The following is a 24,024-nucleotide window of genomic DNA, read 5'->3' as shown; positions in this document are numbered from 1 at the left end:
ACACAATGACTGAATACAAAATTGAACATCATACCTACGATGTCGTGGTCGTAGGCGCAGGTGGCGCGGGTTTGCGGGCTACTTTCGGGATGGCAGTAAAAGGCTTGTCCACGGCATGTATTACCAAAGTATTCCCGACCCGCAGCCATACCGTGGCAGCGCAAGGCGGGATGTCCGCCGCACTCGGTAATATGGGGCCGGATAAATGGCAATGGCACATGTACGACACCGTAAAAGGCTCGGACTGGCTGGGCGACCAAGACGCCATTGAATACATGTGCCGCGAAGCGATTCCGGCAGTGATCGAACTCGAACACCAAGGTGTACCGTTTTCACGCACGGAAGAAGGTCGTATTTACCAGCGTCCGTTCGGCGGGATGACCACCGAATTCGGTAAAGGCATTGCGCACCGCACCTGTGCAGCGGCTGACCGCACCGGACACGCGATTTTGCACACGCTGTATCAGCAATCCTTGCGTCACGATGCGGTATTTTTCATTGAGCATTTCGCGACTGACCTGATTATGGATGAGGAAGGCGTGTGCCGTGGGGTACTGGCGTGGGATTTAGCTAACGGCATTCTGCGTATTTTCCGGGCGCAAAAAGTCGTGTTGGCAACGGGCGGTTACGGGCGGGCGTACTTCTCTGCCACTTCGGCGCATACCTGTACCGGTGACGGTAATGGCATGGTGACGCGGGCAGGTTTGCCCTTGCAAGACATGGAATTTACCCAGTTCCACCCCACCGGTATTTACGGCGCGGGCTGTTTGATTACCGAAGGCGTGCGTGGCGAAGGCGGCTACCTGACCAATGCCAAGGGTGAACGTTTTATGGAACGTTACGCCCCGAATGCCAAAGACCTTGCTTCGCGTGACGTGGTGAGTCGTTCCATGACCATTGAAATCAATGAAGGGCGTGGCGTTGGTCCCAAGCAAGACCATATTCATCTGCATCTGGAACACTTAGGCCCGGAAGTGATTCACGAACGTCTGCCGGGAATCGCGGAAAGTGCGCGTATCTTTGCCGGTGTGGATGTGACCAAACAGCCGATTCCGGTACTGCCAACCGTGCATTACAACATGGGCGGCATTCCCACCAACTACCAGGGCGAAGTGGTCACGCTGAAAGACGGCGAACCTGATAGCGTGGTTCCCGGCTTGATGGCGATTGGCGAATGCGCTTGCGTCTCGGTGCACGGTGCGAACCGCCTCGGCTCCAACTCCTTGCTGGACATCGTGGTATTCGGACGCGCCGCCGCCAACCGTTGTGCGGAAACCGTTACCCCTAGCGCTACTCAACCGGCGCTTCCTGAAGCAGGCGTGGCAAAAGTGTTGGAGCGTTTCAAGCGCATCCATCACGGCAATGGCAACACCAGCACCGCGCAAATTCGTGAAGCCATGCAGCACACCATGCAAAAACACGCGGCGGTCTTCCGCACTGCGGAAACCTTGCAGGAAGGTGTCGAGAAAATGAATGAGATTTACGCCAGCTTCAATGATGTCGCGGTAACAGACCGCAGCTTGGTGTGGAACTCTGACTTGATGGAAACCTTCGAGTTAGCCAATTTGCTGGATTGCGCCCAAACCTCGATTCAATGCGCGTTAAACCGTGAAGAAAGCCGGGGCGCACATGCCCGCGAAGACTTCCCGGATCGTAACGATGAGCAGTGGATGAAACACTCCATCGCGTGGGTCGATGAGGCTGGCAAGGTATCCATCGACTACCGCCCCGTCCACACTTACACCTTGACGGATGAAATCGAGTACATCGCACCGAAGAAACGGGTTTACTAACAGGGAGCATTGTCATGGCTGAATTTAACTTACCTGCCAACTCGATCATCAAGAGTGGCAAAACCTGGGCTGCCCCTGCCGGTGCGACCCGCGTGAAAAATTTCCGGGTTTACCGCTACGACCCGGACAGCGGTGAAAATCCGCGTTGGGATACCTACGAAATCGACCTCGACCAATGCGGGCCGATGGTGTTGGATGCTTTGCTGAAGATCAAGAACGAGATTGACCCGACCTTGAGCTTCCGCCGCTCTTGCCGTGAAGGGATTTGCGGCTCATGTTCGATGAATATCGACGGCACTAACACACTGGCGTGCATTAAAGCGATTGACGCTTGCGAGGGCGATGTGCAAATCAGCCCCTTGCCGCACATGGAAGTGGTCAAGGATTTGATCCCCGATTTGACTCACTTCTACGCGCAATACGCCTCGATTAAACCCTGGATGCAAACCCAAACGCCTGCGCCACCGGATCGCGAACGCCTGCAATCACCGGAAGACCGCAAGAAGCTCGACAATCACTACGAGTGCATTCTGTGCGCGTGCTGCTCCACCTCTTGCCCTAGCTACTGGTGGAACAGTGACCGTTATTTGGGACCGGCGGTATTGCTGCAAGCCAATCGTTGGGTAGTGGATAGCCGTGATGAAGCCACGGGCGAACGTCTGGACAATTTGGAAGACCCGTTCAAACTTTACCGTTGCCACACCATTATGAACTGTACCAATACTTGCCCTAAGGGTTTAAACCCGGCGAAATCCATTGCCGAGTTGAAGAAAAAGATGATCGAACGGCGGTAAGCCGTTTCCCCCCATCCCCGACCCTTCCCCCGCAAGGGGTGAAGGGAGCAAGAGGACACCAGCACCATGAGTGAACTTTCTCGCGTAAAAATGCGCTGTCGGCGTGGTTTGAAAGAGCTGGATGTGATTTTCCAGCACTATTTGGAGCGCCATTACAGCAGCGCTAGTCCCACAGAATTGCAACGCTTAGACGAATTACTGGCAATGCAAGACCCGCTCATCTGGGACATGTTATTAGATGCAACTCCCTTCCCCGACCAGTACGCCGACCTGATTGCTAAGTTGCGTGTTGTCAATGACTGAACAACAACAAGCCGAACGGCTGGTGCGCTTGCGCTGGGCATGTCGACGCACCTTGCAAGCATTGGATCGCCCCTTGGGAAATTTCTTGCGTGATTGTTTCCAGCATCTCGATATGGGTGAACAATTTGCGTTCGAGCGTTTATTAAAATCCAAAGATCAGGAAATTCTGGATTGGTTAATTGGCAATCGCCAACCCAGAGACGCAGGTATGTGCGCTATTATTGAAAAAGTACGCCAACACCATGACAACACCGCCGGAGAATAGTCCATGCCTGAATTACACGACCTTTCCCCTACTGCCGCCTACGATTTATTGCAAACCACCCCAAACAGTATTTTGATCGACATCCGTTCCGCGATGGAATATTTGTTTGTGGGTCATCCGGTCGGGGCTGTGCACATTGCGTGGATTGACGAACCCGATTGGGAGATTAATCCCAATTTTATTATACTTTGCCCGTGAATAGCTGTTGAATAATGAGAAGCCCTCAAGCAAAGTACGGCTGTTATTGGCAACCGGTCGTCCTTTCCATGATCCAGATAGACTTCAGCGAATCCGATCAAACCGCCTTGAATGAGGGGCGTTACCGCCATGCCCACCCTCGCGTCCGCCAACGGATGGAAGTGTTGTGGCTAAAAAGCCAGGGAATGGCGCATGGGGACATTGAACGGCTGGCACAGGTGAGTTCAACGACGGTCACCCGTTATTTGAAACGTTACCAACAAGGTGGGATCGCTGCCTTGGAACAACTGGATTTCCGTCGCCCAACCCGCCGGTTGGAACCTTTCCGTGAGCCCCTGAAGAAACATTTTGAGAAGCATCCACCGACCCGGATCAGTCAGGCGATCGCTGATATACAGCGCTTAACCGGCCTTGAACTCAAGCGGGAAGCCGTGCGGCTATTCCTGCATGACTTGGGTTTGTCCGTCAGGAAGGTGGGGATGATACCGGCGAAAGCCGACCCTGCTGCCCAGGAGACTTTTAAAAAAAGAGCTGGAGCCGCGTCTTGAGGAGGCCAAGGCCGGAAAACGCGCCGTTTTCTTTGTCGACGCCGCCCATTTTGTCCTGGCCCCGTTTCTGGGGTTCCTGTGGTGTTTCACCCGGCTGTTCATCCGCGCCCCTGCCGGACGCCAGCGCTACAATGTCCTCGGTGCGTTGAATGCAGTCACCCATGAACTGGTCACCGTGACCAATGACAGTTACATCAACTCCCAAAGTGTTTGTCAGTTGCTTCGGCAAATCAAGGCATTGGCCCTGGATGTCCCGGTGACCTTGGTGATGGACAATGCCCGTTACCAGCGCTGTAGCCTGGTACAAACATTCGCCCAAACACTCGGGATCGAACTGTTGTTCCTACCCGCTTATTCCCCCAACCTGAACCTGATTGAGCGCCTCTGGAAGTTTGTGAAGAAGGAATGCCTGTATTCACGTTACCATGAAAACTTTACCGCGTTTGCGCAGGCCATTGATGCCTGTTTGGCACAAACCCACACTACGCATAAAAAAGCCTTGGACTCCTTGCTGACTCTCAACTTTCAGACCTTTGAGGAATCTGCAATTATGGGCGGTTGAAGTATAGCGAAATCGAACAAATACTCACGACCCGTTTTAAAGAAATCCCCCCCAAAGAAGCACAGATAGTGTTAATTTGCCGCAGTGGTAAACGTTCACGCGAAGCTGCCAGCGCATTACTGGTCGCGGGTTTCCAGCATGTTATGCACATCGACGAAGGCTTTGAAGGCGAACGTGATGCTAATCATCACCGGGGCACGCTAGGTGGCTGGCGTTTTCACGGTTTACCGTGGGAGCAATGCTGAAGTCAGCAAATTTCCACCGTTCATGCTATTTTCATGCGAACAATAACTCGGTTGTAATTCAAGCTATTGCATACTATAAAAAGTGTGTCTCATAACGTTATTCAAGAATGTTCCAGGAAAGGAGTTTCGCCTGCATGAAAGCAAAATCATTAATCGTGCTACTGTTAGCCGGTATTTGGGGAGTAGGTAGCTGGTGGTGGTATACCTGCAAAGTGAAGGGATTCTGTGGTGCTGAGACAAACTCGGCGCAAATTGCAGCAGGCACAGCGGCAACAGGCGCTGCGGCACTGTCTGGCGCGGCTTCAGATGCTGGCGACAAATCAAGCGATGACATGACCGATACCGACGGTGACGGCATCCCCGATGCGAAAGAAAAAGACTTAGGTCTTGACCCCAGCAAAGAAGATAGCGATGGCGACGGTATTTCTGATTTCATCGAACTCGCCCGTGACCCACAAGACACCGACGGGAACGGCAAAATTGATGCACTGGATGATGACGACGATGGCGATGGTATCCTAACCATTAAGGAAAATGCCGACCCTAATGGCGATGGCAACGTTGATGATGCAAGCGATACCAACAATAACCAACTGGCAGACTACCTTGACCCAGCAGCCAATGGTGGTGATTCCTCCAAAACAGCCGATGCAAGAAAAACTGACGCTGATAAAGCTGATTCTGATAAAGCCGCTACTGACGCAAAAGCCAAAGCCGACGCCGATAAAGCCGCTGCTGAGGAAAAAGCCAAAGCCGACGCCGATAAAGTCACGATGGAAACGGCGAACACCAATCAAAACGGCGACATTGGCCCAGCCACCCTCACCTTCCCAACTGGCTCTGCTAATCCACAATTAGCTGATAGCACCAAGGAATATTTTAAAAAAGTGGCACAATTCCTCAAAGACAATAGCAGTGCGAAAGTCACCATTATCGGTCACACCGATAACAAAGGTGATCCCGCAAAAAACAAAGCCCTCGGTTTGAAACGTGCTGAAATGCTCCAAAAAACATTGGTTGATCTTGGCGCTCCTAAAGATCGTGTATCTGCATCTTCTGAAGGTGCTAACAAACCGATTGCTGACAACAATACGGAAGAAGGTCGCAAGAAAAACCGCCGTGTTGAAATCACCCCTGTAAAATAAACGATTGGAGTTGTTACCATGTTTAAAGACATTACAAGCCGTTACGACATGACCAGCGCCAGTCTGGATGTCATCCTCATGCTCGCGGGCGCATTCCTATTGGGATTCCTGTTCTGCTATTTCCGCAACCGCTCAAGCCATGAGGAGTAATTCATGAAGCAAACAAGTGCTGACTACACCTTTGGCATTGCCAGTCTGGAAATCGTCTTGTTACTGCTCGGCATGTTTTTGCTGGGTATGCTGCTGTGCTGGCTGTTGCGCAAATTAGGCATTTGCTGTACCAGCCATGCAATTAACACCAGAGAGTCTTCCTTGGGTCACACCAGTCATGCCAGCATCACACGCGAAGGGCAGCGCACCCCACGCGAATTTCCGGGTAAAGATCTTCAAGGTGGCGGCTATACGGCCGACATTAACAGCTTATTGCGCACCCCTGAACCTAGCGTGCCAAGCACATCATCGCTCCCCTCTGACTATGATGTCAGTGATGTGGGTACTGCTCGCGTTAGCAGCATCCCTCCCAGCTTTACCACCACGGGACAAGGTCACAAAGACGACCTGAAAAAACTGGAGGGTATCGGTCCCAAACTGGAGCAAGTGCTCAATGCAGCGGGAGTACGTAATTTCGCACAACTCGCTTCCATGACACCGGAAGAAATCAAACCGATACTGGAAGCTGCTGGCAATCAGTTCAAGATGCACGACCCCAAAAGCTGGCCTTACCAAGCAGAATTGGCTAACAAAGGTGAATGGGAACGTCTCAAGGAATACCAAAACCTGCTTATCAGCGGACGAGTCTAGATAATAAGCTCCACAAAAACCGGCAAGTTGCCGGTTTTTGCTAGCAGGATGCTAGTTTAATCCATCTTTCTCATGCATTGAATAAGGAATGCCAATCATGAATACTGCCCCCCCCCCTTATACATTTGGCATGGCAACAGGGGAAATTATCTCATTATTGTTACTGAGCTTTGTCGTGGGGATATTACTCTGCCGCCTATTACGTCAAATGGGTATTTGTTGTCGCCCTAAGAAAAAAACTATCCCAATTGGTATAACACCAGTGCCAGCAGGCAAATATCACACCCGTGACTTCGACATTCACACCCCAAACCTTCGCACCAACCCTGTCGCATCCAGTCCTGAACTTGAACTACCACAATTGCCTCACAAGCAAGCTGTCACTGATGTGTATGTTCCCAAAGTTCAAGACAAACCCACGCTTACGCTGCCGGAAGTAACACCAGAAACTAATGCGGAATTCGTAGTAAGCACTAACGCAACACCAGAAGTCACGCTCGAATTGCCACCGTTACCAGAAATTGATCCATTGCTTGCCGCTATCGACCCACATAAACCGATTATCGACATACCAGATACAGAACTCAATGTTGTACCGGAGGAAGCCACCATGCACAACACCTCACAACCAGCAGAGACATGGGAACCCGCCCCCCTGTTAGCTTCAATCGACCCGCACAAACCGATTATCGACCCACCCGATATAGATATACTGGAAACAAGCAGCCTTGACCCGCTATTACTTGCTATCGACCCGCACAAACCCATTATTGACCCGCCTGATATGCAGGAGACCAGTAGCCTCGACCCGTTGCTACTCGCTATTGACCCACATAAACCGATTATTGATCCACCCGATGAATTAGAAACAATGAAAACCGACTCATTACTCGATGCGATTGACCCGCACAAACCGATTGTTGACTTACCTGATATGCCAGATGCAACCAGCAACCCAACAAGTAAAGACAACACACTAGGCATGTTTAACGACTGGCTACACAAAGCCAAAGAAAGTGTGGAACATCTCACCGAAAAGGCCACACCTGCTGCCAATGAGTGGCTACACAAGGCCAAAGACAGCGTAGAACATCTCAAAGAAAAAGCAACGCCTGTCAGCAACGACTGGCTGCACAAGGCCAAAGACAGCGTGGAACATCTAAAAGAAAAGGCAGCACCCGTTAGCAACGACTGGCTGCACAAAGCTAAAGAACTTGGCAACGACTTCAGTTCTAAAGGGAATACCATCGGTTCTGAAACCTTGGCAAAAGGTAGTTCCACGCTCGCGGCACTCGCAGCCAGTGCCAAAGAACTGACTGAAAAGCTCACCAGCAACTTGTCAATCAAGCAAGACGATTTACAGAAACTTACCGGGATTGGCCCAACGTTTACCTCCATCCTGCACCGTGCAGGCATCCACACTTATCAGCAATTAGCAGAAACCTCTCCGCAAAAACTGCAAGCACTACTGATTGTGGAAGATGAGCAATTCAGCCAGCACGACACCTCAAGCTGGCCTAAACAAGCAGCGCTTGCCGCACAAGGTGAATGGGAACAACTCAAAGCCTACCAAGAAAGTTTATGAGCTAAACGCACTGCGTAGGTACTGCACCATTGACCAAACGGTCAGTATCGTCGCAATGACCAATGCCACCAAGCCAATTTCCCGCAGGGGCAACACCCCGAATAGGTCTTGGTTATACAATAAACAAATCAAGGCAATCATTTGCGCGGTGGTTTTCAGCTTACCAATGAAAGCCACCGCTACTTTGGAACGGTTGCCGGACTCCGCCATCCATTCGCGCAAGGCTGAAATCACAATTTCCCGCCCAATAATAACGACGGTTGCCAAAGTGATCCAAACATTGACTTCGCGTTCCACCAACAAGATCAAAGCCACAGCCACGATTAATTTATCCGCAACGGGATCAAGAAAAGCCCCGAAACGTGATTCCTGTTGCCACAACCGTGCCAAATAGCCATCCGCCCAGTCAGTCAAACCCGCCACCCCGAACAAGGTAGCTGCCGCCAATGGCGCCCAAGGCTGATCCAAATAAAACAGGAACACTAGCAGCGGAATAAATGCAATCCGCAACCACGTCAGCAACACCGGCAGGTTGAACACCATATCAACTCTCTTCTCCGTTAAAGAAATCATAAATTTTACGTGCCAATACGGGGCTAATTCCCGACACTTTCGTCAACTCTTCCACGCTGGCACGTTCAATCGCTTTCAGACCACCAAACTGTTGCAGCAACACTTGCCGCCGTTTCGCCCCCAGACCTTCAATTTGCTCTAAAGGTGACTGTGTGCGTGCTTTTTGCCGCCGGGCACGATGCCCCGTAATCGCAAAACGGTGGGCTTCATCACGAATTTGCTGGATCAGGTGCAAAGCTGCCGAATGTTCTGGCAATACCAAGCGTTCCTTGCCCTGTTCGATAATCAAGGTTTCTAACCCCGGTTTGCGCCCCTCGCCTTTTGCCACACCAACAACTTCAACACCCTGCACGTGTAATTCACGCAATACATCCAAAGCTTGCGTGACCTGACCTTTGCCACCGTCAATGAACAGAATATCAGGGAGTTTACCTTCCTGCTCAACCGCTCGACGAAACCGACGGGTCAATGCCTGACGCATCGCTGCATAATCATCTCCAGGTTGAATACCTTCGATATTATAACGCCGATATTCTGACTTTAGTGGACCATTCAGGTCGAACACGACACAAGAGGCGACAGTCGCCTCCCCCATCGTGTGACTGATGTCGAAACATTCCATGCGGGCGGGTAAGGCTGTCATGCCCAGCGCTTCTTGCACCGCAAACAATCGTTGCTGCATCCCGGCACGGGAAAGCACTTGCATTTGCAACGCCTGTTCAGCATTACGCTGCGCCAACTCCACCCACTTACTCCGTTCACCCCGTTGCGGTTGGCGAATGACCACTTTACGCCCTTGCTTGAGGGTCAGCATATCCGCTAACACATCCGCATCATCGGGCATTTCCGACACTAAAACTTCACCCGGAACATCATGGTTCAGGTAATACTGCGCTAAAAATGAGCTTAGAATTTCAGCACTATGCGCCTCATCATCGGGCAGTTTGGGGAAAAAGTTGCGGTTGCCGAGATTATTACCATTACGCACCGTAAATACCTGCACACTGGCAACACCTGAGCCTAAACAAATCGACACCACATCGACATTACCATTGCTACCGCTGACGTATTGCTGTTGGGAAATGTGCCGCAAACTTTCAATCAAATCACGGTATTCCGCTGCTTTCTCAAAATTCAGGGTCATGGCGGCGCTTTCCATTTTTTGCACCAGCTCGTCAATCACCTCTTGGGTACGCCCTTGCAGAAATTGCACCGCATGACGAATGCTTTGTGCATAGTCCGACTTATCAATCAAACCCACACATGGCGCACTACAACGCTTGATTTGGTATTCCAGGCACGGACGTGAACGATTGGCGAAATAACTGTCTTCACACTGGCGTGCTTTAAACAATTTTTTCATTAAATGCATGGTTTGACGCACCGCCCCCACGCTAGGGTAAGGGCCAAAATATTGCCCCGGTTGTTTACGTGACCCACGATAAAATTCAATGCGGGGGTATTCGCCTGCGGTAATGTGAATGTAGGGATAGCCCTTACCGTCTTTTAGCAAAATATTGTAGCGCGGCGAATGTTGTTTGATCAGGTTGCTTTCCAACAACAACGCTTCGGCTTCGGTGTTGGTAATAGCAATTTCCACCTGACAAATTTGCTTTACCATTGCAAAAATGCGCGAATTGGTCAGCGTACCGCGAAAGTAGCTCGACAGGCGGTTTTTCAGGTCTTTGGCCTTACCAACGTAAAGCACTGCGCCATCTTTACCCAGCATCCGATATACGCCCGGTTTGTGGGGGGCGGTCTTGAGGAAGTCTTTGGGATCAAAATTGGGCAATTCGGTTTGCATAGTTGCTATTTTGCCACAGCACACAGTAAGTTGCTGTTGAAGTTACTCAGACTGCATAAAAATTACAGGCTGGCAATCCCAAAGCCGACTATAGTTAGTAGGTATTCTGCATCACACTCAGAACAAGCGGGGAAATTACAATGAGTACAGAAAAATACATTATTTTACGTAGCCGGGAAATCTCTTCACCCACCCGTGGCGATATGGGAACGCGGGGCGCAGGGGTGAATACCTTTTCCCGCCCACCTGCCACCATCAAACTGGAAGAAGCCGATCTGACCAAACGGGAACGCAACGATCTACGCCGTGACCCGCGTACCCGTGCGATTGCGATGCCAATGCCGCTCAAACTCATTGCCCCGGTCAGACGGCAGGCTACGGACACACCTCCCTCCCCTCCCCTTGACACCACCGCAACGTGGGGAGTCAAAGCGGTGCGTGCTCCCGAATCACGTTTTGACGGCACTGGCATCAGCGTGGCGGTGCTGGATACGGGTATCGACCCACATCACCCTGCTTTTGCAGGCATGGCACTGGTACAGCAAAACTTCACCACCGAAGAACCCAACGACCTCAATGGCCATGGCACACACTGCGCCGGAACCATTTTTGGACAGGACGTTAACGGTACGCGCATTGGCATTGCCCGCAATATCGAACGTGCATTGATCGGCAAAGTGCTGGGTGAAGGCGGTGGCACCTCAGCTACTCTTGCAAAAGCGATCCAATGGGCACTGCACGAAGGGGCACACGTCATTTCAATGTCGGTCGGAATCGACTTCCCCGGTTATGTGGACTGGCTGGTTCAACAGGAAAACATGAACGTTAACCCTGCCACCTCCATGGCACTGGAAGAATACCGGGCCAACGTTAACTTATTCACCGAACTGGCACGTTTCGTACAGGCATACAGCACGTTCGGACAGGGCGCAATCATTGTTGCGGCCTCCGGTAATGAAAGCAATCGCCCCAAATACGAAATTTCAGTGGCACCACCTGCCGCAGGCACTGGCATTATCGCGGTTGGGGCGCTTGGCGAATCCGACAAAGGCTTGAAGATTGCTGAATTCTCCAATAACCAAGCCGATATTAGCGCTCCAGGGGTTGACATTCTCTCTGCTGAAGCGGGAAGCGATAAATTGACCAGCATGGATGGCACGAGCATGGCAACACCCCATGCAGCCGGGGTTGCCGCACTGTGGGCGCAACGCCAATTGGAAATGACCGGGCGTGTCGAAAGCCAAAGCTTGATGGCACAACTCATCGCCAGTGGTACTTACGCCGCCCTTGACCCAGACAGTGAAGAAGATGACGTAGGTACAGGTATTGTGCAAGCACCGCTCAACTAAACTGTAAGGGCGTGATGAATCACCGTTATTTCAAACCTACCCAAATCTACCTATAGCTAACTAAAAGTAGTCATGGTGTTGAATTCCTGCTTCACGGGGGCTGGTTTCGTCTTCGGCTTGCGCCCAAGACCAGAGTCTTCCCCTCCACAGGCAGACACCGTGTAACTCACGGCGTATTCTTCTAAATTCTTGGCGGCATTTACGTCACGGTCATGGACTGCACCGCAAACGGGGCAAGTCCATTCACGTACCGACAGTGGCAGCTTCTCCACTTTATGCTCACAGCCAGCAGCAGAACACGTCTTGCTCGAAGCAAAAAACCGATCAGCCACCACGACCACCGCACCCCGCATTTCCGCCTTGTATTCCAGTTGCCGCCGGAACTCGAAGAATCCCATGTCACTGATGGCACGGGATAAATGACGGTTTTTCACCATGCCCGATACGTTCAAATCTTCAATGCCGATGGTGTGGAATCGGCGGGTCAAATCCGTGGTGAGTTGGTGCAAACTGTCTTGGCGAATGTTGGCAATACGTGCGTGAAGTTTTGCCAGCTTCTGCTTCGCCTTGTGGCGGTTGGCACTGCTTTTGACCTTGCGGGACAGGCTGCGCGAGAGCCGTTTTAGGCGGGAAAGCAAGGCTTTATGCGGCTTTGCCCCAACCACTTTTTCCCCCGTTGATAGGGTTGCCAGTGCAGATACGCCCAAATCCACCCCTACCGTGCCTTGGTTTTTGGCAGGCGGGAGGTGGTTTGAGGTGGTGTCCACGGTGATGCTGGCGAACCACTGGTCAGCGGTGCGGGAAATCGTGGCAGAGAGGATTTTGCCGGAAAAGCGTAACGTTTCCCGCATCCGCACTAACCCAAGGTTGGGAATGCGGATGCGGCAACCGAGCGACTTGCAAAATCCGACAAACTGAGTTGCTCAATTTTCAGCATTGACCGAACGCCGCATATTCAGCCGATTTTTTACTCAATTTGACCAACGAAACCTGAGCTTTTTCAGTTTTACCGTAACTTTTGCTAAATTTCACCCATACCGATGCGACTGCTCCTGTTTTTCAGTCAGTCTTCCCGTGTTTTTTCAAACCCAGTCGCTTTATAACAAGACACGCATCAGTTGATCAGCACTCAACACCAAAATCCCAAACATCAAGTGGCTGTAAACTTTTTGCGCACCTTGCACCCACACATTCCGACCACCAAATTCATCCTTCAGGCGGGCATTGGTTCGTTCTACGGTGCTGCGAATTTTGTAACGCTCGGCATCAGCAGGTTCAAACGCTTCTTTCTGTCCGCCGCGAGGATTGTGATCAATCAGAGGGACATGCCCCAGATGACGGCTGTATTCGTGCAAATCAGCACTGCAATAGGCCGCATCCATCAGGTCGTAGAGACTGGTGACACGTTGGGCACTGATTTGAGAGAGTGGGATGGCTGCCCCGCTGTCGTGAAAGGAGGCGGAAGACAGAATGGCTGCTATCGGGACACCACAATCGGCGGTATCGATATGCAGTTTGTAGCCGTTCCAACTGTGCTTGTAGCCTTGGGCATTCTTCTTCGTCCCCCGGTTACACTGAACCGGTATCTCATCGAGTGCTTGCTGAAGTGACTGTTCCCGTTGGCGCTGAATCCGTGTTTGCCCTTGTTTTTTCTTTGGCTTTTCCTCGGCAACAGGCCGTTCACGTGCCTCAATGGCTGTTGAATCCCGACACAGGTGGCCGATCAGCGCATCGCCCAAATACGTTTTCACCAACGTTTCATGCACACGTTCCGCTAAACGCTGTTCAGCAAATTCAGCGAAGGCACGTGAAAAGGTGGATTCGGAAGGCAGTTTCTTGGTCAGGGGAAACCCGCAGATGCGTCGCAGGGAGCGATCGTTGTAACTGTTCACGAGCTTGCAACTGCCACAGCTTGAGCTATGCTTGATGAATGAACGATCTGACCATCACCACCGATTTTACCGACATTGCGTTGCCCACCGATTTGGCAGCCTCCCAGCAGCTTAACCGTGATCTGCTGACGTTGGTGGTTGCTTTGCAAGCACGGGTCAAACGACTGGAAGCGGAACTGACAGAACTAAAAGAACGCCTGAATGACTCCTCCAGTAACTCCTCTAACCCACCCTCACGGGACACGCCCGAACAACGCGCCCAGCGCGAACGCAAACCTAAAAGCGCGCTAAAACGCGGCGGTCAGCCGGGGCACAGCAAACATGAACGTGCCTTAGTGGAGGAATCGCGGCTGGACGCTATCCAGCACTATTATCCTGAAGGCTGTTGCCGTTGTGGGGGTCATCTGGCGATGGAAACCACACCGAGCCAGCGTCATCAGGTGTTTGACCTGCCGGAAGTCGCTTACCATGTAACGGAACACCGCCTGTATGCGGGTACGTGTACTTGCTGTGGGAAACGTCAGGTAGCTGAGTTGCCCGAAGACGTCCCCAGTGGGCAGATGGGAGCAGGATTGATCAGTTGGATTACCCTGATGAACGGGGCTTGCCGCCTATCCACGCGGCAAATCCAGTTACTGCTGGAAGAACAATGGCAGTTATCCTTCAGTAGCGGTGCGATCAGTGAAGCGACTGCACCCGTCAGCGGTTGGTTAGCGCCTTTATATGCGCAGGCGGGTGAAGCGGTGCGTAGCAGCCCGGTGGTAAACGCGGACGAAACCAGTCACTACCGTGGGCGCGAACGTGAATGGTTGTGGGTGATGTGTTCGCCACAGGTGGTGTACTTCATGACGCATTACTCACGCGGCAAAGGCGCAGCGGATGAATTGTTGGGTGCATTCGATGGCATACTCGTGACCGACCAGCACGGCGGCTATAACCACCACCCCACTGAACGGCGGCAACTGTGCTGGGCGCATATCATCCGCAAGTTCAAAAAAATGGCACAACGTTACGGGCGTGCAGGCATCTTAGGGAAACGTTTACTGCGTCTGGCACGCCTGATTGTCCACTTACATAACCGCAGGCTCGCAGGCGCTTACGCTGACAGACTCTACCGGCAACGCATGGATAAACTCCGCGAAGCCTTCCGCCAGACATTGTTGGCAGGTAGCGGCTTACGGCAAGCACAACATCCTGATAAGCCCACTAAAACCGCCAACCAGTGCCAACGTTTACTGGATGATGAGCTTATGTTATGGACATTTCTGCGTCATCCCGGTGTTCCTCTGACCAATAATGCCGCCGAACGTGCCATCCGCCCCTATGTCATCTGGCGTAAGACCAGTTTTTTCAGCCAATCTTTCCGGGGCGACCAATTCCGCCCGTTAATACTGACTATCGTGGAAACCTGCAAACGCCTAGGTGTCAGTGCTTACCGAATTATCCGCCAGGCGTGCCAGCAGGCACTGACCAAAAAACCAGTGACGGTGCGTTTGCCGATTCCTCCACCGCAAGTACTGAATCCGGTTACTGGATTTCTTGCCGCTTAAGGGGAGCTGTTCCGTGAACAGTTACGCGATCGTTTTGCAGCCGGTCAATGAGTGCTCGCGTATTGACAATATTGAGCACGCTTTTGGCGACAAAAGCATTGGCAAACCAAGATCGCTCCGTCGCTGGCCGTCCAGACCCATCACGAAAAGAGCGCACAAAATCTTCAATGCGCGTCAGCTCCAGTACGTGAATGAGCTTTTCAAGCTTGGGGGTCAATGTGCCAAAGGCATCATTGAAGCAAGGCAGTACTTCAATTTGCAGCAAACTCCAGCGTTGTGCAATCAGGGCGCGTTCGGTAGAATTCATAGCGTGGGCTTAATGGTTGTTTTGATGCTTCTATTATCGCCGAAAACGGCAGCCCACACTTCTTTTTTCCTTCAGATGAAGGAAGGTTCACGCTGAAAATGTAATTTTGCAAGTGGCTCAACCGTCAAGGCTGAACTGGTCGTTGGTGAGGGTGAAACTGTCGCGGCTTTTGCCTTTCTTTTTGAATTGCGGGTACTTGGCTCGCCCCGCAAAGAAGTTCTTGAAAGCTGCACCGAGTTGGATAATCGCCATTTGCGGGGCGTTTTTGGTGACTTCCAGCATCCAGGGGAATTGTTCGCGTTTGATGGCGTTCAATTGGCGGCGCAAGCCCATTTGGTTGGGTTTTGGCTGGGTGTTATCGTCTTTCCATGCGGCGTATTGGGTTTGCCATTCTGCCAACGCCCAGTTGTAGGCGAACCGTGCTGTACCAGCGGCTTTCGCCAAGTACGTCGCTTGCTTATGGTTGGGGTCAAGGCGGATTTTGTGGCTGATGATCATGGCAAACAGAATGCAGCACGGTGTGATAGTTGTCTAGTCATCCGTGCTTTTGCTGCTATCTTTTACGGATAAACGGCACTACGCTTTTATAAACCTAACCAAAATGATAAAGTTTGAATAGATTTAGATAGATTTTATGGTAACTGTTTCAAACCCCTTAGCTCAACCTGAACACCAGTTGCCCGATGGCGTCATGGCACAAACCCGTGACCAGATGGGAATGCTGGAAGCCGCCACTGGCAAGCGCTTTGGTAGCGCCACAGACCCCTTGCTGGTTTCGGTACGTTCCGGCTCAGCCATGTCAATGCCCGGCATGATGGATACCATCCTCAACCTTGGGCTGAATTCGCAAACACTGGTTGGGCTGATTGCCCACACCCGTAACGAACGCTTCGGCTACGACTCCTACCGCCGTTTCATCCAATCTTCGCACGCGGCGGTAGTAGCACGCGGCATGGGCAAACCTTGCGTCGCCGGGGCAGAAGACATCCACGTTGAAGTGCAATTACGCAAGGCATTCGTCGGCAACACCATCATCAAGGAAGGCGATGTCATCACCCTCGACGGCACTAGCGGCAGCATTTACCTTGGCGCTGTACCCAAAGTCGAAGCGGACTTCTCGGATGAACTCATCACCCTGCTCGGCTGGGCAGACAAAGCTGCCCGCCTCAAAGTGATGGCCAACGCCGACACCCCCAATGATGCCGCCCGCGCCCTCAAATACGGCGCAATGGGCATCGGCCTGTGCCGCACCGAACGCATGTTCAACGCCGCCGAACGCCTGCCCATCGTCATCGACATGATCGTGGCGGACACTGCTGAACAACGCCAAGCGGCACTCGACAAGCTGTTGCCGATCCAGCGTGCCGATTTCAAGGAAGTGTTCAAAACCATGTCGCCGCGCCCGGTCACGGTGCGCCTGCTCGACCCGCCAATCCACGAATTCCTGCCCTCCGAACAGCAACTGGTCGATGAGCTGGAGTAATTGCGCCACCTGCGTTTATCGGTGCAAGGCTACACCATGCAAATCCGCGCGGTGCTGGAAGCGGCGGCTGACTGCACCAAGGCGGGCATCCCGGTTTCCCCCGAAATCATGGTTCCGCAAGTTTGTACCGCCGAAGAGCTTAAGCACGTCAAAAAGCTGGTGCAATCGGTGCATCAACAGGTCGAAGCCACTTTCGGCGTCAAGGTCAGCTACCAGTTTGGCAGCATGATGGAAGTGGTGCGTGCCTGTATGCGGGCCGAAAGTCTGGCGGAAGAAGCGCAATTCTTCTCCTTCGGCACCAACGACCTGACCCAAGCCACCTTCTCATTCTCGCGTGAAGATGCCGAGAACAAGTTCCTGCCGATGTACAACGAACGCGAAATCTTGCAGGACAACCCCTTCGAGGTGCTGGACGTGAAAGGCGTCGGGCGCTTGATGGGACTGGCAGTTGGCTGGGGACGCAGCACGCACCCTACCCTCAAGGTTGGTATTTGCGGCGAACATGGGGGGCATCCGGCTTCCATCCGTTTCTGTGATGAAATCGGGTTGAACTACGTGTCTTGTTCTGGGCCGCGTGTGCCGATTGCACGCTTGGCTGCGGCTCATGCCCAAATACTGCTGGGCAAGGAAAAAGCGGTCACTGACAAAGCAGCATAGCGCCCCACGAGCCTCTTCCACTCGGAAGAGGCTTTTTATTGGCTTTGTGTATGCCCATTTGCACATTACCCCCGCTCCCCCTACCATGGCATTTTTCCCCAACAACTGCCGTCCAACATGCCTGACATCGACATCAAAGCCATTGAAGACAAACTGGTTGCCGCCCGCACCAAACTGATTCTGGATAAACCGTTTCTGGGTGCACTCGTGCTGCGTCTGCCGTTACAAATTGCGAATCCGGCATGGTGTCCGACGACCGGCACGGATGCCCGCAAGTTCTACTACAACCCCGAATACGTGCAGGAATTACGCACCGACGAAGCGCAATTCGTCCTCGCCCACGAAGCCCTGCATTGCGCCTTGTCGCATTTCGCCCGCCGCGCCCACCGCGTCAAACACCGCTGGGATCTGGCCTGTGATTACGCCATCAACCCCATCCTGATTGCCGACGGCCTCAAACCGCCACCCGGCATGATTATGATGAAGGAATACGTCGGCATGAGTGCCGAGGAGATTTACCCGCTCCTCGACGATAACGACATGACCGAAACGATGGATCAGCACCTGTACGACAAGGAAACCAACCCCAACGAAGGCAGCAGCGACAAAAGCGAAAACCCGCTGGATAACCGCGACAAGCAAGACAACCCGACCAACGCGGATGACACCCCCGAAGAATCCGATACGGATACCGAACCCGATAACGACACCCCACCGCAGCAACCTGACGCACAAGACGCGGGCGAATCCGGCGAAGCCGAATCCCAACCGCAAGATGCCAACGAAGGCGACGGCAACACCCAACAACAATCCCCCGATGAACCCAGCGAAGATGGCGAACCCCCACCGCCCCCACTGAACCAGCAAGAAGCCGAAGACCTCAGCGTACAATGGCAACAACGCCTTGCCGGAGCCGCCCAACAAGCGCAACAAGCCGGAAAACTCAGCGGCGTCATGAAACGCTTGGTGGAAGAACTGCTGCAACCCCGCTTGCCCTGGCGTACCTTGCTGGCGCACTACATGACCGCCGTAGCACGCGATGATTACAGCTACGCCCGCCCCTCGTCACGGCGCGGCGACCCCGCGATATTCCCGACGCTGAAAAGCTATCAAATCAACGCCGTCGTCGCGCTGGATGTGAGTGGCTCGGTGAATGACAAGGAATTGCAGGACTGTTTATCAGAAATTAATGTGATCAAAGGGCAGGTTCGCGCTGCTGTTACCTTGCTCGCGTGTGATTCCGAAGTGGTAGAAGGTTTTCCGCGCCGCTTTGAGCCGTGGGAAGAAGCGACGTTACCGCAAGCCATGCCCGGTGGTGGTTCAACCGATTTCCGCCCTGTGTTTGAGTGGGTGCAAACCCAAGATCAGCAACCGGATATTTTGGTGTATTTCACGGATGCACAGGGGTATTTCCCCAAAGTGCAACCGAATTATCCGGTGATTTGGTTGGTGAAAGGCAAGTCGCCCGTGCCGTGGGGGACGCGGGTGCAGTTGAATTAATCGCCACACGCCAATAATGCCGCCCCAAACGCCGCTTCATCATGCAAGGACGGTACAAACGGCACACCGATTAGCCTTTCCCGCATTTGCATCCATGCGGGATTGCGACTGCCGCCCCCAACCGTCCGCAAGGTACGCGGATAAGGCGCACCCAGCTCATGCAAACGTTGCCAGCCTTCCCTCTCAATCCGGCTCATCCCTTCAAGCATCGCTTGCAGAAACTGCACATCATCCGCCGGACGCGGGCTTAAACGCGGTAGCCATTGCGGATCGGCATGGGGAAAACGTTCGCCCAGTTTGCTCAACGGGTAGTAATCCAATCCCGTCGGCTTATCTGGCTGAAGTTGCGGCGTCAAACGCTGTAAATCATCGCGGGAAAAGTGCTGCAACAATACCGCCCCGCCGCTATTAGATGCCCCGCCCGCCAACCACTTATCCCCCAAACGATGGCTGTAAATACCAAACTCAGGCGCAAAGACAGGCTTGTCACTGATGATTTTAAGAGCAATGGAACTGCCGAGAGAAGTCACCGCATCCCCAAACTCACTCGCCCCCGTCGCGATAAAAGCGGCGATGCTATCGGTGGTTCCGGCGTGAAGAAAAATCCCCCCTAGCCCCCCTTTTGCAAAGGGGGGAGTAAGAGAACCTGCCGCCGTTCCTATTCCCCCCTTTGCAAAAGGGGGGGCGGGGGGGATTTTCTCCCCAGGCACTAAAACCCTAGGCAGTAAGTGCTCAGGAACCAGCGCTTTCACCCATGCAGGCCATTCGCGCTTTACCGGGTCATAGCCCAACTTCAGGCAATTGTTTTCGTCGCTGAAACCGAATTGCCCTGCGAGTTTTCCGGCGATCCAATCGGCTTGGTGCAGGACGTAAGCGTGCGGCTGATCCGGGTAGTGTTCCAGCAACCACAGCAGTTTGGCGAGGCTGCTGGTTGCGCCATGCGCCCCACTGTCTCGCGGTGCAATGGCGGCAATCCGGCGCGATTGTTCCAGTGCGCGCGCATCGTTATACATCAACGCGGGCGTAGTCGGGTTGCCATTCGCATCCGCCAGCAAAATAGTCCCAGAGGTACCATCCACCGCAATTCCTTGCAGCGTAGTGCGAATAGTCTCAGGGATTTCAGCCATGACTTGCTGCACAGCATCCCACCACAACGCCGTCTTTCCCCCCTCTACCTCTGGGAGAGGGGACGGGGGTGAGGGTTCTTCTGGATAAACCACCCGCGCTTCTGCCCGCACCGCCTGATTGCCATCAATAACGATCAACCGGCAACCGGATGTGCCTAAATCAAGACCGGCGTAAAAACAATTGTTGGGCGGTACTGCGGGCAATTTCAAGCTCCTCATTGGTCGGGATAACCAAAAGCTTGAGGGTAGCAGTTTCCTGCTGAAACGCCATAATGCCTGCGGTATGCACTGCATTTTTAGCAAGATCGGGGTATACGCCGAATACTTGCAAATTTGCACACACTTGCGCCCGAATACGTGCCGAGTGTTCGCCAATGCCGCCGGTGAAAATCACCGCATCGACCTGTCCCAACACGGCACTGTATGCGCCGATGTATTTTTTCACACGGTAAGCAAACATCGCCTCAGCCAATTGCGCATCGGTATCGCCCGTATCCGCCAATGCCTGCACTTCACGCATATCACCCACACCACACAAGCCTTTCAGCCCGCTTTGTTTGTTGAACAGGCTTTCCACAGCATCCGGCGACAAGCCCGTTTCGCGTTGCAAGTAAAAATGCAGCGCAGGGTCAATATCACCGCAACGGGTTCCCATCACCAAGCCTTCCATCGGAGTCATGCCCATTGACGTATCGACGCTTTTGCCACGCGCAATCGCTGTTGCACTACACCCATTCCCTAGATGCAGGGTAATCAAATTGAGGTCGGCTAACTCACGTTGCAAATACGCTGCCGCCTGTTGCGCCACGTAATGATGCGACGTGCCGTGAAAACCGTAACGCCGCACTTTGTGTTCCCGATACAACTCAACTGGCACCGCATAACGGAACGCCACCGGCGGCATGGTCTGGTGGAATGCGGTATCAAATACAGCTACTTGCGGAATCCCCGGAAACAGCCGTTGCGCCACTTCAATCCCCGCCAAATTCGCCGGATTGTGCAACGGCGCTAACGGAATCATGGCGCGGATAGCATCTACCACCGCCGCATCAATCAGCGCAGGCTGCTTAAACTGTTCGCCACCATGCACCACCCGATGCCCAATCGCGTCAATGTCGGTAATGCCTGCCGCCTGCAAATGCAGAATAATGCGTGCCAACGCCTCATCGTGAGAAGCCATTTCACTGCCCGCCTCACCGATACGGTCAAGCAGCCCACCGACCAACACCTGCTGGTCTTCCATGCCAAACACTTGGTATTTGATCGACGAACTGCCCGCATTCAGCACCAATATTTTCATGCTGCCGTCTCCTGTTGCGCCTGAATCGCGGTAATCACCACGGTATTCACAATATCCGCTACCGTACAGCCACGGCTAAGATCGTTCACCGGCTTGTTCAAACCTTGCAAGACAGGGCCGATGGCGACAGCATTGGCGGAACGTTGCACCGCTTTGTAGGTGTTATTGCCGGTATTGAGGTCGGGGAAAATAAACACGGTTGCCTTGCCTGCCACGTCGCTATTGGGCATTTTGGAACTGCCCACTTCGGCATCCACTGCCGCATCGTATTGGATCGGGCCATCGAGTTTCAGATCAGGGCGGCTCTCATGAGCAAGCTGCACCGCCATGCGCACCATTTCCACATCATCACCTTTGCCGGATTCGCCCGACGAATACGATAGCAACGCGGTACGTGGCTCAATCCCAAACATTCGCGCCGTGTCGGAAGACGTTACCGCGATGTCCGCCAATTGCGCCGCGTTCGGGTTGGGGTTAACCGCGCAATCGCCATACACCAACACCCGATCTTCCAAACACATGAAAAACACGCTGGAAACCAGTGAACACCCCGGTTTGGTCTTAATGATTTCAAACGCGGGGCGAATCGTGTGCTGAGTGGTGTGCGCCGCACCGGAAACCATCCCATCGGCATAGCCCAACTGCACCATCATCGTGCCGAAATAACTCACATCCGCCATCGTGTCCCACGCGAATTCTGGGGCAAGGCATTTGTGCTTGCGCAGCTCGAAATACGCATCGGCAAACTCGCGGCGCAACGGCGATTGACGCGGATCAATAATCGCCACATCACGCAATTTCAGTCCCAAATGCGAGGCTTTCGCACGCACTTCAGCTTCAACACCCAGCAAACTCACTTTCACCACATCACGCAAGGACAGGATTTCTGCTGCTCGCAACACGCGCTCATCATTACTTTCTGGCAACACAATGTGCTTGCGCTGTGCTTTAGCACGCTGGATCAGTTCGTATTCAAACATTAGCGGGGTCATACGCTGCCCCACGTTCTGGATAATCAATTGGCGCAACTGGTGCATATCCACACACGATTCCATCAAGCCCAAGGCCACCGCGATCTTGCGTTCGTCAGAAGGCAAAATACTGCCCTCCACTTCATTCACTTTGAGTGCTGTCTCGAAAGTATCCAGCGGTGACGACAAAATCGGCAAACGCAACGGATTCATGCCTTCCAGCAGCTTGCTGACTTGCGGCGCGGGTTGTTGCCCCCCCGTCAGCACCAACCCCGCAATCAGCGGGTAATTGCTGGACGCATCCGCCGCCAGACTGCCGAGAATAATGTCGGAACGGTCGCCGGGGGTAATAATCAGCGTACAATTTTCCAAATGACCGAGGAAATCTTGCACCTGCATCGCCGCCACTTTGTAGCGCGAAACTTCATGGTTCAGCGACTGTGGCGTACCGTAGAGGCAATCGAAGTGCAAAGCGCGGGCAATTTCACCCACAGTGGGGCGTTCCAACGAACTTTTTTCGGGCAAGACATAAAATGGGAATCGCGACCCTTTTAATAAGCTGGACAGCTCATCCACTTCATTGGGGGGAACGCGGTTAGCGAAGGCTGCCAGCAACTCGCAGTGTTGCCCTGCTTCCAAATGCTCTTCCAACATGCGCACCGCATCGGCAATTTCACCGGCGGTGCGCCCATGCCCTTTGATCACGGGCATGAACAAGCAACCGAAGTGATTGGCGAGGCTGGCATTGAAATCAAGTTCTAGCGCAGAACTTGCCCCCGTAAAATCGGTGCCTACACATACCACGATGTCCATTTTTTCTTGTACAGCGCGGTATTTGGCGAGAATCAGTTTGAGCAATTCGTCATGGTTACCTGCTGCCACCATTTTGCGGGCAACCTCTTGCGTCACGCCGTAGCGTTCGCTGCCTGCCATATCCAAGTCATAACGTTTGGAAATCAGGTGAATGAGCGGGTCACGCCCGTTATTTTCGCGGATGACGGGGCGGAAAAACCCCACTTTGGGTGTCATGGCACGGAGCATTTCCATCATGCCCAGCACGATGATGGATTTACCGCTGTGGGGTTCTGCCCCGGCTATGTAGATGCTGTGAAACACGAGTGTTTACCCCTCACCCCCTGCCCCTCTCCCTCAAGGGGCGATGGGAGCAAGAAGTATGTCTATTGGATGATTTTGTGCATTGCAGCAATTATCATACCGGATCAAGGGGTGGCTGCCAATGGCGTTTTGTGGCAATCCGATGAACGTCGTTGC

Annotated in this window: 21 protein-coding genes and 3 pseudogenes; 15 read left to right on the top strand and 9 right to left on the bottom strand. The window is 53.1% G+C overall.

Features of this window, described 5'->3' with window-relative positions:
- The first annotated feature begins 5 nt into the window (after positions 1–5).
- The 11 genes and pseudogenes from sdhA (at position 6) to QJT81_08750 (ending at position 8,239) form a co-directional block, all read left to right on the top strand.
- The gene (sdhA, locus tag QJT81_08800) at positions 6–1,793 is read left to right on the top strand and encodes a succinate dehydrogenase flavoprotein subunit (GenBank protein WGZ96055.1); all 1,788 of its coding nucleotides are present in this window, start codon (positions 6–8) and stop codon (positions 1,791–1,793) included.
- Positions 1,794–1,807: 14 nt separating this feature from the next.
- The gene (locus tag QJT81_08795) at positions 1,808–2,587 is read left to right on the top strand and encodes a succinate dehydrogenase iron-sulfur subunit (GenBank protein WGZ96054.1); all 780 of its coding nucleotides are present in this window, start codon (positions 1,808–1,810) and stop codon (positions 2,585–2,587) included.
- A gap of 66 nt (positions 2,588–2,653) precedes the next feature.
- Positions 2,654–2,890, top strand: a complete 237-nt coding sequence (locus QJT81_08790) for a succinate dehydrogenase assembly factor 2 (protein ID WGZ96053.1) — start codon at positions 2,654–2,656, stop codon at positions 2,888–2,890.
- On the top strand, positions 2,883–3,155 hold the full coding sequence (locus tag QJT81_08785) for a succinate dehydrogenase assembly factor 2 (GenBank protein ID WGZ96052.1): 273 nt from the start codon (positions 2,883–2,885) through the stop codon (positions 3,153–3,155). Before QJT81_08790 ends, QJT81_08785 begins: the two co-directional genes overlap by 8 nt.
- Positions 3,156–3,158: 3 nt before the next feature.
- Positions 3,159–3,353 (top strand): hypothetical protein, encoded by a 195-nt coding sequence (locus tag QJT81_08780; protein ID WGZ96051.1) that lies wholly within the window; start codon positions 3,159–3,161, stop codon positions 3,351–3,353.
- Between the two features lie 68 nt (positions 3,354–3,421).
- A pseudogene (locus QJT81_08775) lies at positions 3,422–4,463 on the top strand (IS630 family transposase).
- Positions 4,460–4,708, top strand: coding sequence for a hypothetical protein (locus QJT81_08770; GenBank protein ID WGZ96050.1), 249 nt, complete (start codon positions 4,460–4,462; stop codon positions 4,706–4,708). The pseudogene QJT81_08775 and the gene QJT81_08770 overlap by 4 nt, the downstream one beginning before the upstream one ends.
- A gap of 134 nt (positions 4,709–4,842) precedes the next feature.
- Positions 4,843–5,853 (top strand): OmpA family protein, encoded by a 1,011-nt coding sequence (locus QJT81_08765; GenBank protein ID WGZ96049.1) that lies wholly within the window; start codon positions 4,843–4,845, stop codon positions 5,851–5,853.
- 18 nt (positions 5,854–5,871) lie between these two features.
- A complete protein-coding gene (locus QJT81_08760; GenBank protein WGZ96048.1) occupies positions 5,872–6,003 on the top strand; it encodes a hypothetical protein in 132 nt (43 codons plus the stop codon).
- A gap of 3 nt (positions 6,004–6,006) precedes the next feature.
- Positions 6,007–6,654 (top strand): hypothetical protein, encoded by a 648-nt coding sequence (locus QJT81_08755; protein WGZ96047.1) that lies wholly within the window; start codon positions 6,007–6,009, stop codon positions 6,652–6,654.
- Positions 6,655–6,751: 97 nt separating this feature from the next.
- On the top strand, positions 6,752–8,239 hold the full coding sequence (locus QJT81_08750) for a hypothetical protein (protein ID WGZ96046.1): 1,488 nt from the start codon (positions 6,752–6,754) through the stop codon (positions 8,237–8,239).
- On the opposite strand, the gene pgsA is transcribed toward QJT81_08750, so the two are convergent.
- Both pgsA and uvrC read right to left on the bottom strand, forming a co-directional pair.
- Positions 8,234–8,782: a CDP-diacylglycerol--glycerol-3-phosphate 3-phosphatidyltransferase gene (pgsA, locus tag QJT81_08745; GenBank protein ID WGZ96045.1), complete on the bottom strand. Its 549-nt coding sequence runs from the start codon at positions 8,780–8,782 to the stop codon at positions 8,234–8,236. The genes QJT81_08750 and pgsA overlap by 6 nt on opposite strands.
- 1 nt (position 8,783) lies before the next feature.
- Positions 8,784–10,616: an excinuclease ABC subunit UvrC gene (gene uvrC, locus QJT81_08740; protein WGZ96044.1), complete on the bottom strand. Its 1,833-nt coding sequence runs from the start codon at positions 10,614–10,616 to the stop codon at positions 8,784–8,786.
- Between the two features lie 140 nt (positions 10,617–10,756).
- On the opposite strand from uvrC, the gene QJT81_08735 reads away from it, so the two are divergent.
- Complete coding sequence (locus QJT81_08735) at positions 10,757–11,965, top strand: S8 family serine peptidase (protein ID WGZ96043.1); 1,209 nt, start codon at positions 10,757–10,759, stop codon at positions 11,963–11,965.
- 56 nt (positions 11,966–12,021) lie between these two features.
- On the opposite strand, the gene QJT81_08730 is transcribed toward QJT81_08735, so the two are convergent.
- Both QJT81_08730 and QJT81_08725 read right to left on the bottom strand, forming a co-directional pair.
- Positions 12,022–12,816: an RNA-guided endonuclease TnpB family protein gene (locus QJT81_08730; GenBank protein ID WGZ96042.1), complete on the bottom strand. Its 795-nt coding sequence runs from the start codon at positions 12,814–12,816 to the stop codon at positions 12,022–12,024.
- A gap of 246 nt (positions 12,817–13,062) precedes the next feature.
- Positions 13,063–13,842 (bottom strand): annotated as a pseudogene (locus QJT81_08725) (transposase).
- Positions 13,843–13,895: 53 nt separating this feature from the next.
- On the opposite strand from QJT81_08725, the gene QJT81_08720 reads away from it, so the two are divergent.
- Positions 13,896–15,407: an IS66 family transposase gene (locus tag QJT81_08720; protein ID WGZ96041.1), complete on the top strand. Its 1,512-nt coding sequence runs from the start codon at positions 13,896–13,898 to the stop codon at positions 15,405–15,407.
- Here the strand turns inward: QJT81_08720 and QJT81_08715 are convergent.
- The gene (locus tag QJT81_08715; GenBank protein ID WGZ96040.1) at positions 15,385–15,714 is read right to left on the bottom strand and encodes a hypothetical protein; all 330 of its coding nucleotides are present in this window, start codon (positions 15,712–15,714) and stop codon (positions 15,385–15,387) included. The genes QJT81_08720 and QJT81_08715 overlap by 23 nt on opposite strands.
- 117 nt (positions 15,715–15,831) lie before the next feature.
- Positions 15,832–16,212, bottom strand: coding sequence for a transposase (locus QJT81_08710; GenBank protein WGZ96039.1), 381 nt, complete (start codon positions 16,210–16,212; stop codon positions 15,832–15,834).
- A gap of 220 nt (positions 16,213–16,432) precedes the next feature.
- Here QJT81_08710 and QJT81_08705 point away from each other — a divergent pair.
- Together QJT81_08705 and QJT81_08700 are read left to right on the top strand one after the other, a co-directional pair.
- Positions 16,433–17,854 (top strand): annotated as a pseudogene (locus QJT81_08705) (PEP-utilizing enzyme).
- Positions 17,855–17,971: 117 nt separating this feature from the next.
- Positions 17,972–19,354: a VWA-like domain-containing protein gene (locus QJT81_08700; protein ID WGZ96038.1), complete on the top strand. Its 1,383-nt coding sequence runs from the start codon at positions 17,972–17,974 to the stop codon at positions 19,352–19,354.
- On the opposite strand, the gene QJT81_08695 is transcribed toward QJT81_08700, so the two are convergent.
- From QJT81_08695 to pta, 3 genes are read right to left on the bottom strand one after another with little or no spacing between them, the layout of a single operon-like run.
- Positions 19,351–20,685 (bottom strand): FGGY-family carbohydrate kinase, encoded by a 1,335-nt coding sequence (locus tag QJT81_08695; GenBank protein ID WGZ96037.1) that lies wholly within the window; start codon positions 20,683–20,685, stop codon positions 19,351–19,353. The genes QJT81_08700 and QJT81_08695 overlap by 4 nt on opposite strands.
- A complete protein-coding gene (locus QJT81_08690) occupies positions 20,642–21,781 on the bottom strand; it encodes an acetate kinase (protein WGZ96036.1) in 1,140 nt (379 codons plus the stop codon). The genes QJT81_08695 and QJT81_08690 overlap by 44 nt, the downstream gene beginning before the upstream one ends.
- A complete protein-coding gene (gene pta / locus QJT81_08685) occupies positions 21,778–23,868 on the bottom strand; it encodes a phosphate acetyltransferase (GenBank protein ID WGZ96035.1) in 2,091 nt (696 codons plus the stop codon). The genes QJT81_08690 and pta overlap by 4 nt, the downstream gene beginning before the upstream one ends.
- Positions 23,869–24,024: the final 156 nt, after the last annotated feature.

Source organism: Candidatus Thiothrix putei, from assembly GCA_029972225.1.
Lineage (GTDB): Bacteria > Pseudomonadota > Gammaproteobacteria > Thiotrichales > Thiotrichaceae > Thiothrix > Thiothrix putei.
The sequence above is the reverse complement of the archived record's forward strand: the minus strand, read 5'-3'. Positions and strand labels throughout refer to the sequence as shown.

Excerpts from the sequence above, each read along its gene's own strand:
- sdhA (WGZ96055.1), top strand. The coding sequence starts at position 6 with ATGACTGAATACAAAATTGAACATCATACCTACGATGTCGTGGTCGTA.
- QJT81_08795 (WGZ96054.1), top strand. The coding sequence starts at position 1,808 with ATGGCTGAATTTAACTTACCTGCCAACTCGATCATCAAGAGTGGCAAA.
- QJT81_08790 (WGZ96053.1), top strand. The coding sequence starts at position 2,654 with ATGAGTGAACTTTCTCGCGTAAAAATGCGCTGTCGGCGTGGTTTGAAA.
- QJT81_08785 (WGZ96052.1), top strand. The coding sequence starts at position 2,883 with ATGACTGAACAACAACAAGCCGAACGGCTGGTGCGCTTGCGCTGGGCA.
- QJT81_08780 (WGZ96051.1), top strand. The coding sequence starts at position 3,159 with ATGCCTGAATTACACGACCTTTCCCCTACTGCCGCCTACGATTTATTG.
- QJT81_08765 (WGZ96049.1), top strand. The coding sequence starts at position 4,843 with ATGAAAGCAAAATCATTAATCGTGCTACTGTTAGCCGGTATTTGGGGA.
- QJT81_08760 (WGZ96048.1), top strand. The coding sequence starts at position 5,872 with ATGTTTAAAGACATTACAAGCCGTTACGACATGACCAGCGCCAGTCTG.
- QJT81_08755 (WGZ96047.1), top strand. The coding sequence starts at position 6,007 with ATGAAGCAAACAAGTGCTGACTACACCTTTGGCATTGCCAGTCTGGAA.
- QJT81_08750 (WGZ96046.1), top strand. The coding sequence starts at position 6,752 with ATGAATACTGCCCCCCCCCCTTATACATTTGGCATGGCAACAGGGGAA.
- pgsA (WGZ96045.1), bottom strand. The coding sequence starts at position 8,782 with ATGGTGTTCAACCTGCCGGTGTTGCTGACGTGGTTGCGGATTGCATTT.
- uvrC (WGZ96044.1), bottom strand. The coding sequence starts at position 10,616 with ATGCAAACCGAATTGCCCAATTTTGATCCCAAAGACTTCCTCAAGACC.
- QJT81_08735 (WGZ96043.1), top strand. The coding sequence starts at position 10,757 with ATGAGTACAGAAAAATACATTATTTTACGTAGCCGGGAAATCTCTTCA.
- QJT81_08730 (WGZ96042.1), bottom strand. The coding sequence starts at position 12,816 with ATGCGGGAAACGTTACGCTTTTCCGGCAAAATCCTCTCTGCCACGATT.
- QJT81_08720 (WGZ96041.1), top strand. The coding sequence starts at position 13,896 with ATGAACGATCTGACCATCACCACCGATTTTACCGACATTGCGTTGCCC.
- QJT81_08715 (WGZ96040.1), bottom strand. The coding sequence starts at position 15,714 with ATGAATTCTACCGAACGCGCCCTGATTGCACAACGCTGGAGTTTGCTG.
- QJT81_08710 (WGZ96039.1), bottom strand. The coding sequence starts at position 16,212 with ATGATCATCAGCCACAAAATCCGCCTTGACCCCAACCATAAGCAAGCG.
- QJT81_08700 (WGZ96038.1), top strand. The coding sequence starts at position 17,972 with ATGCCTGACATCGACATCAAAGCCATTGAAGACAAACTGGTTGCCGCC.
- QJT81_08690 (WGZ96036.1), bottom strand. The coding sequence starts at position 21,781 with ATGAAAATATTGGTGCTGAATGCGGGCAGTTCGTCGATCAAATACCAA.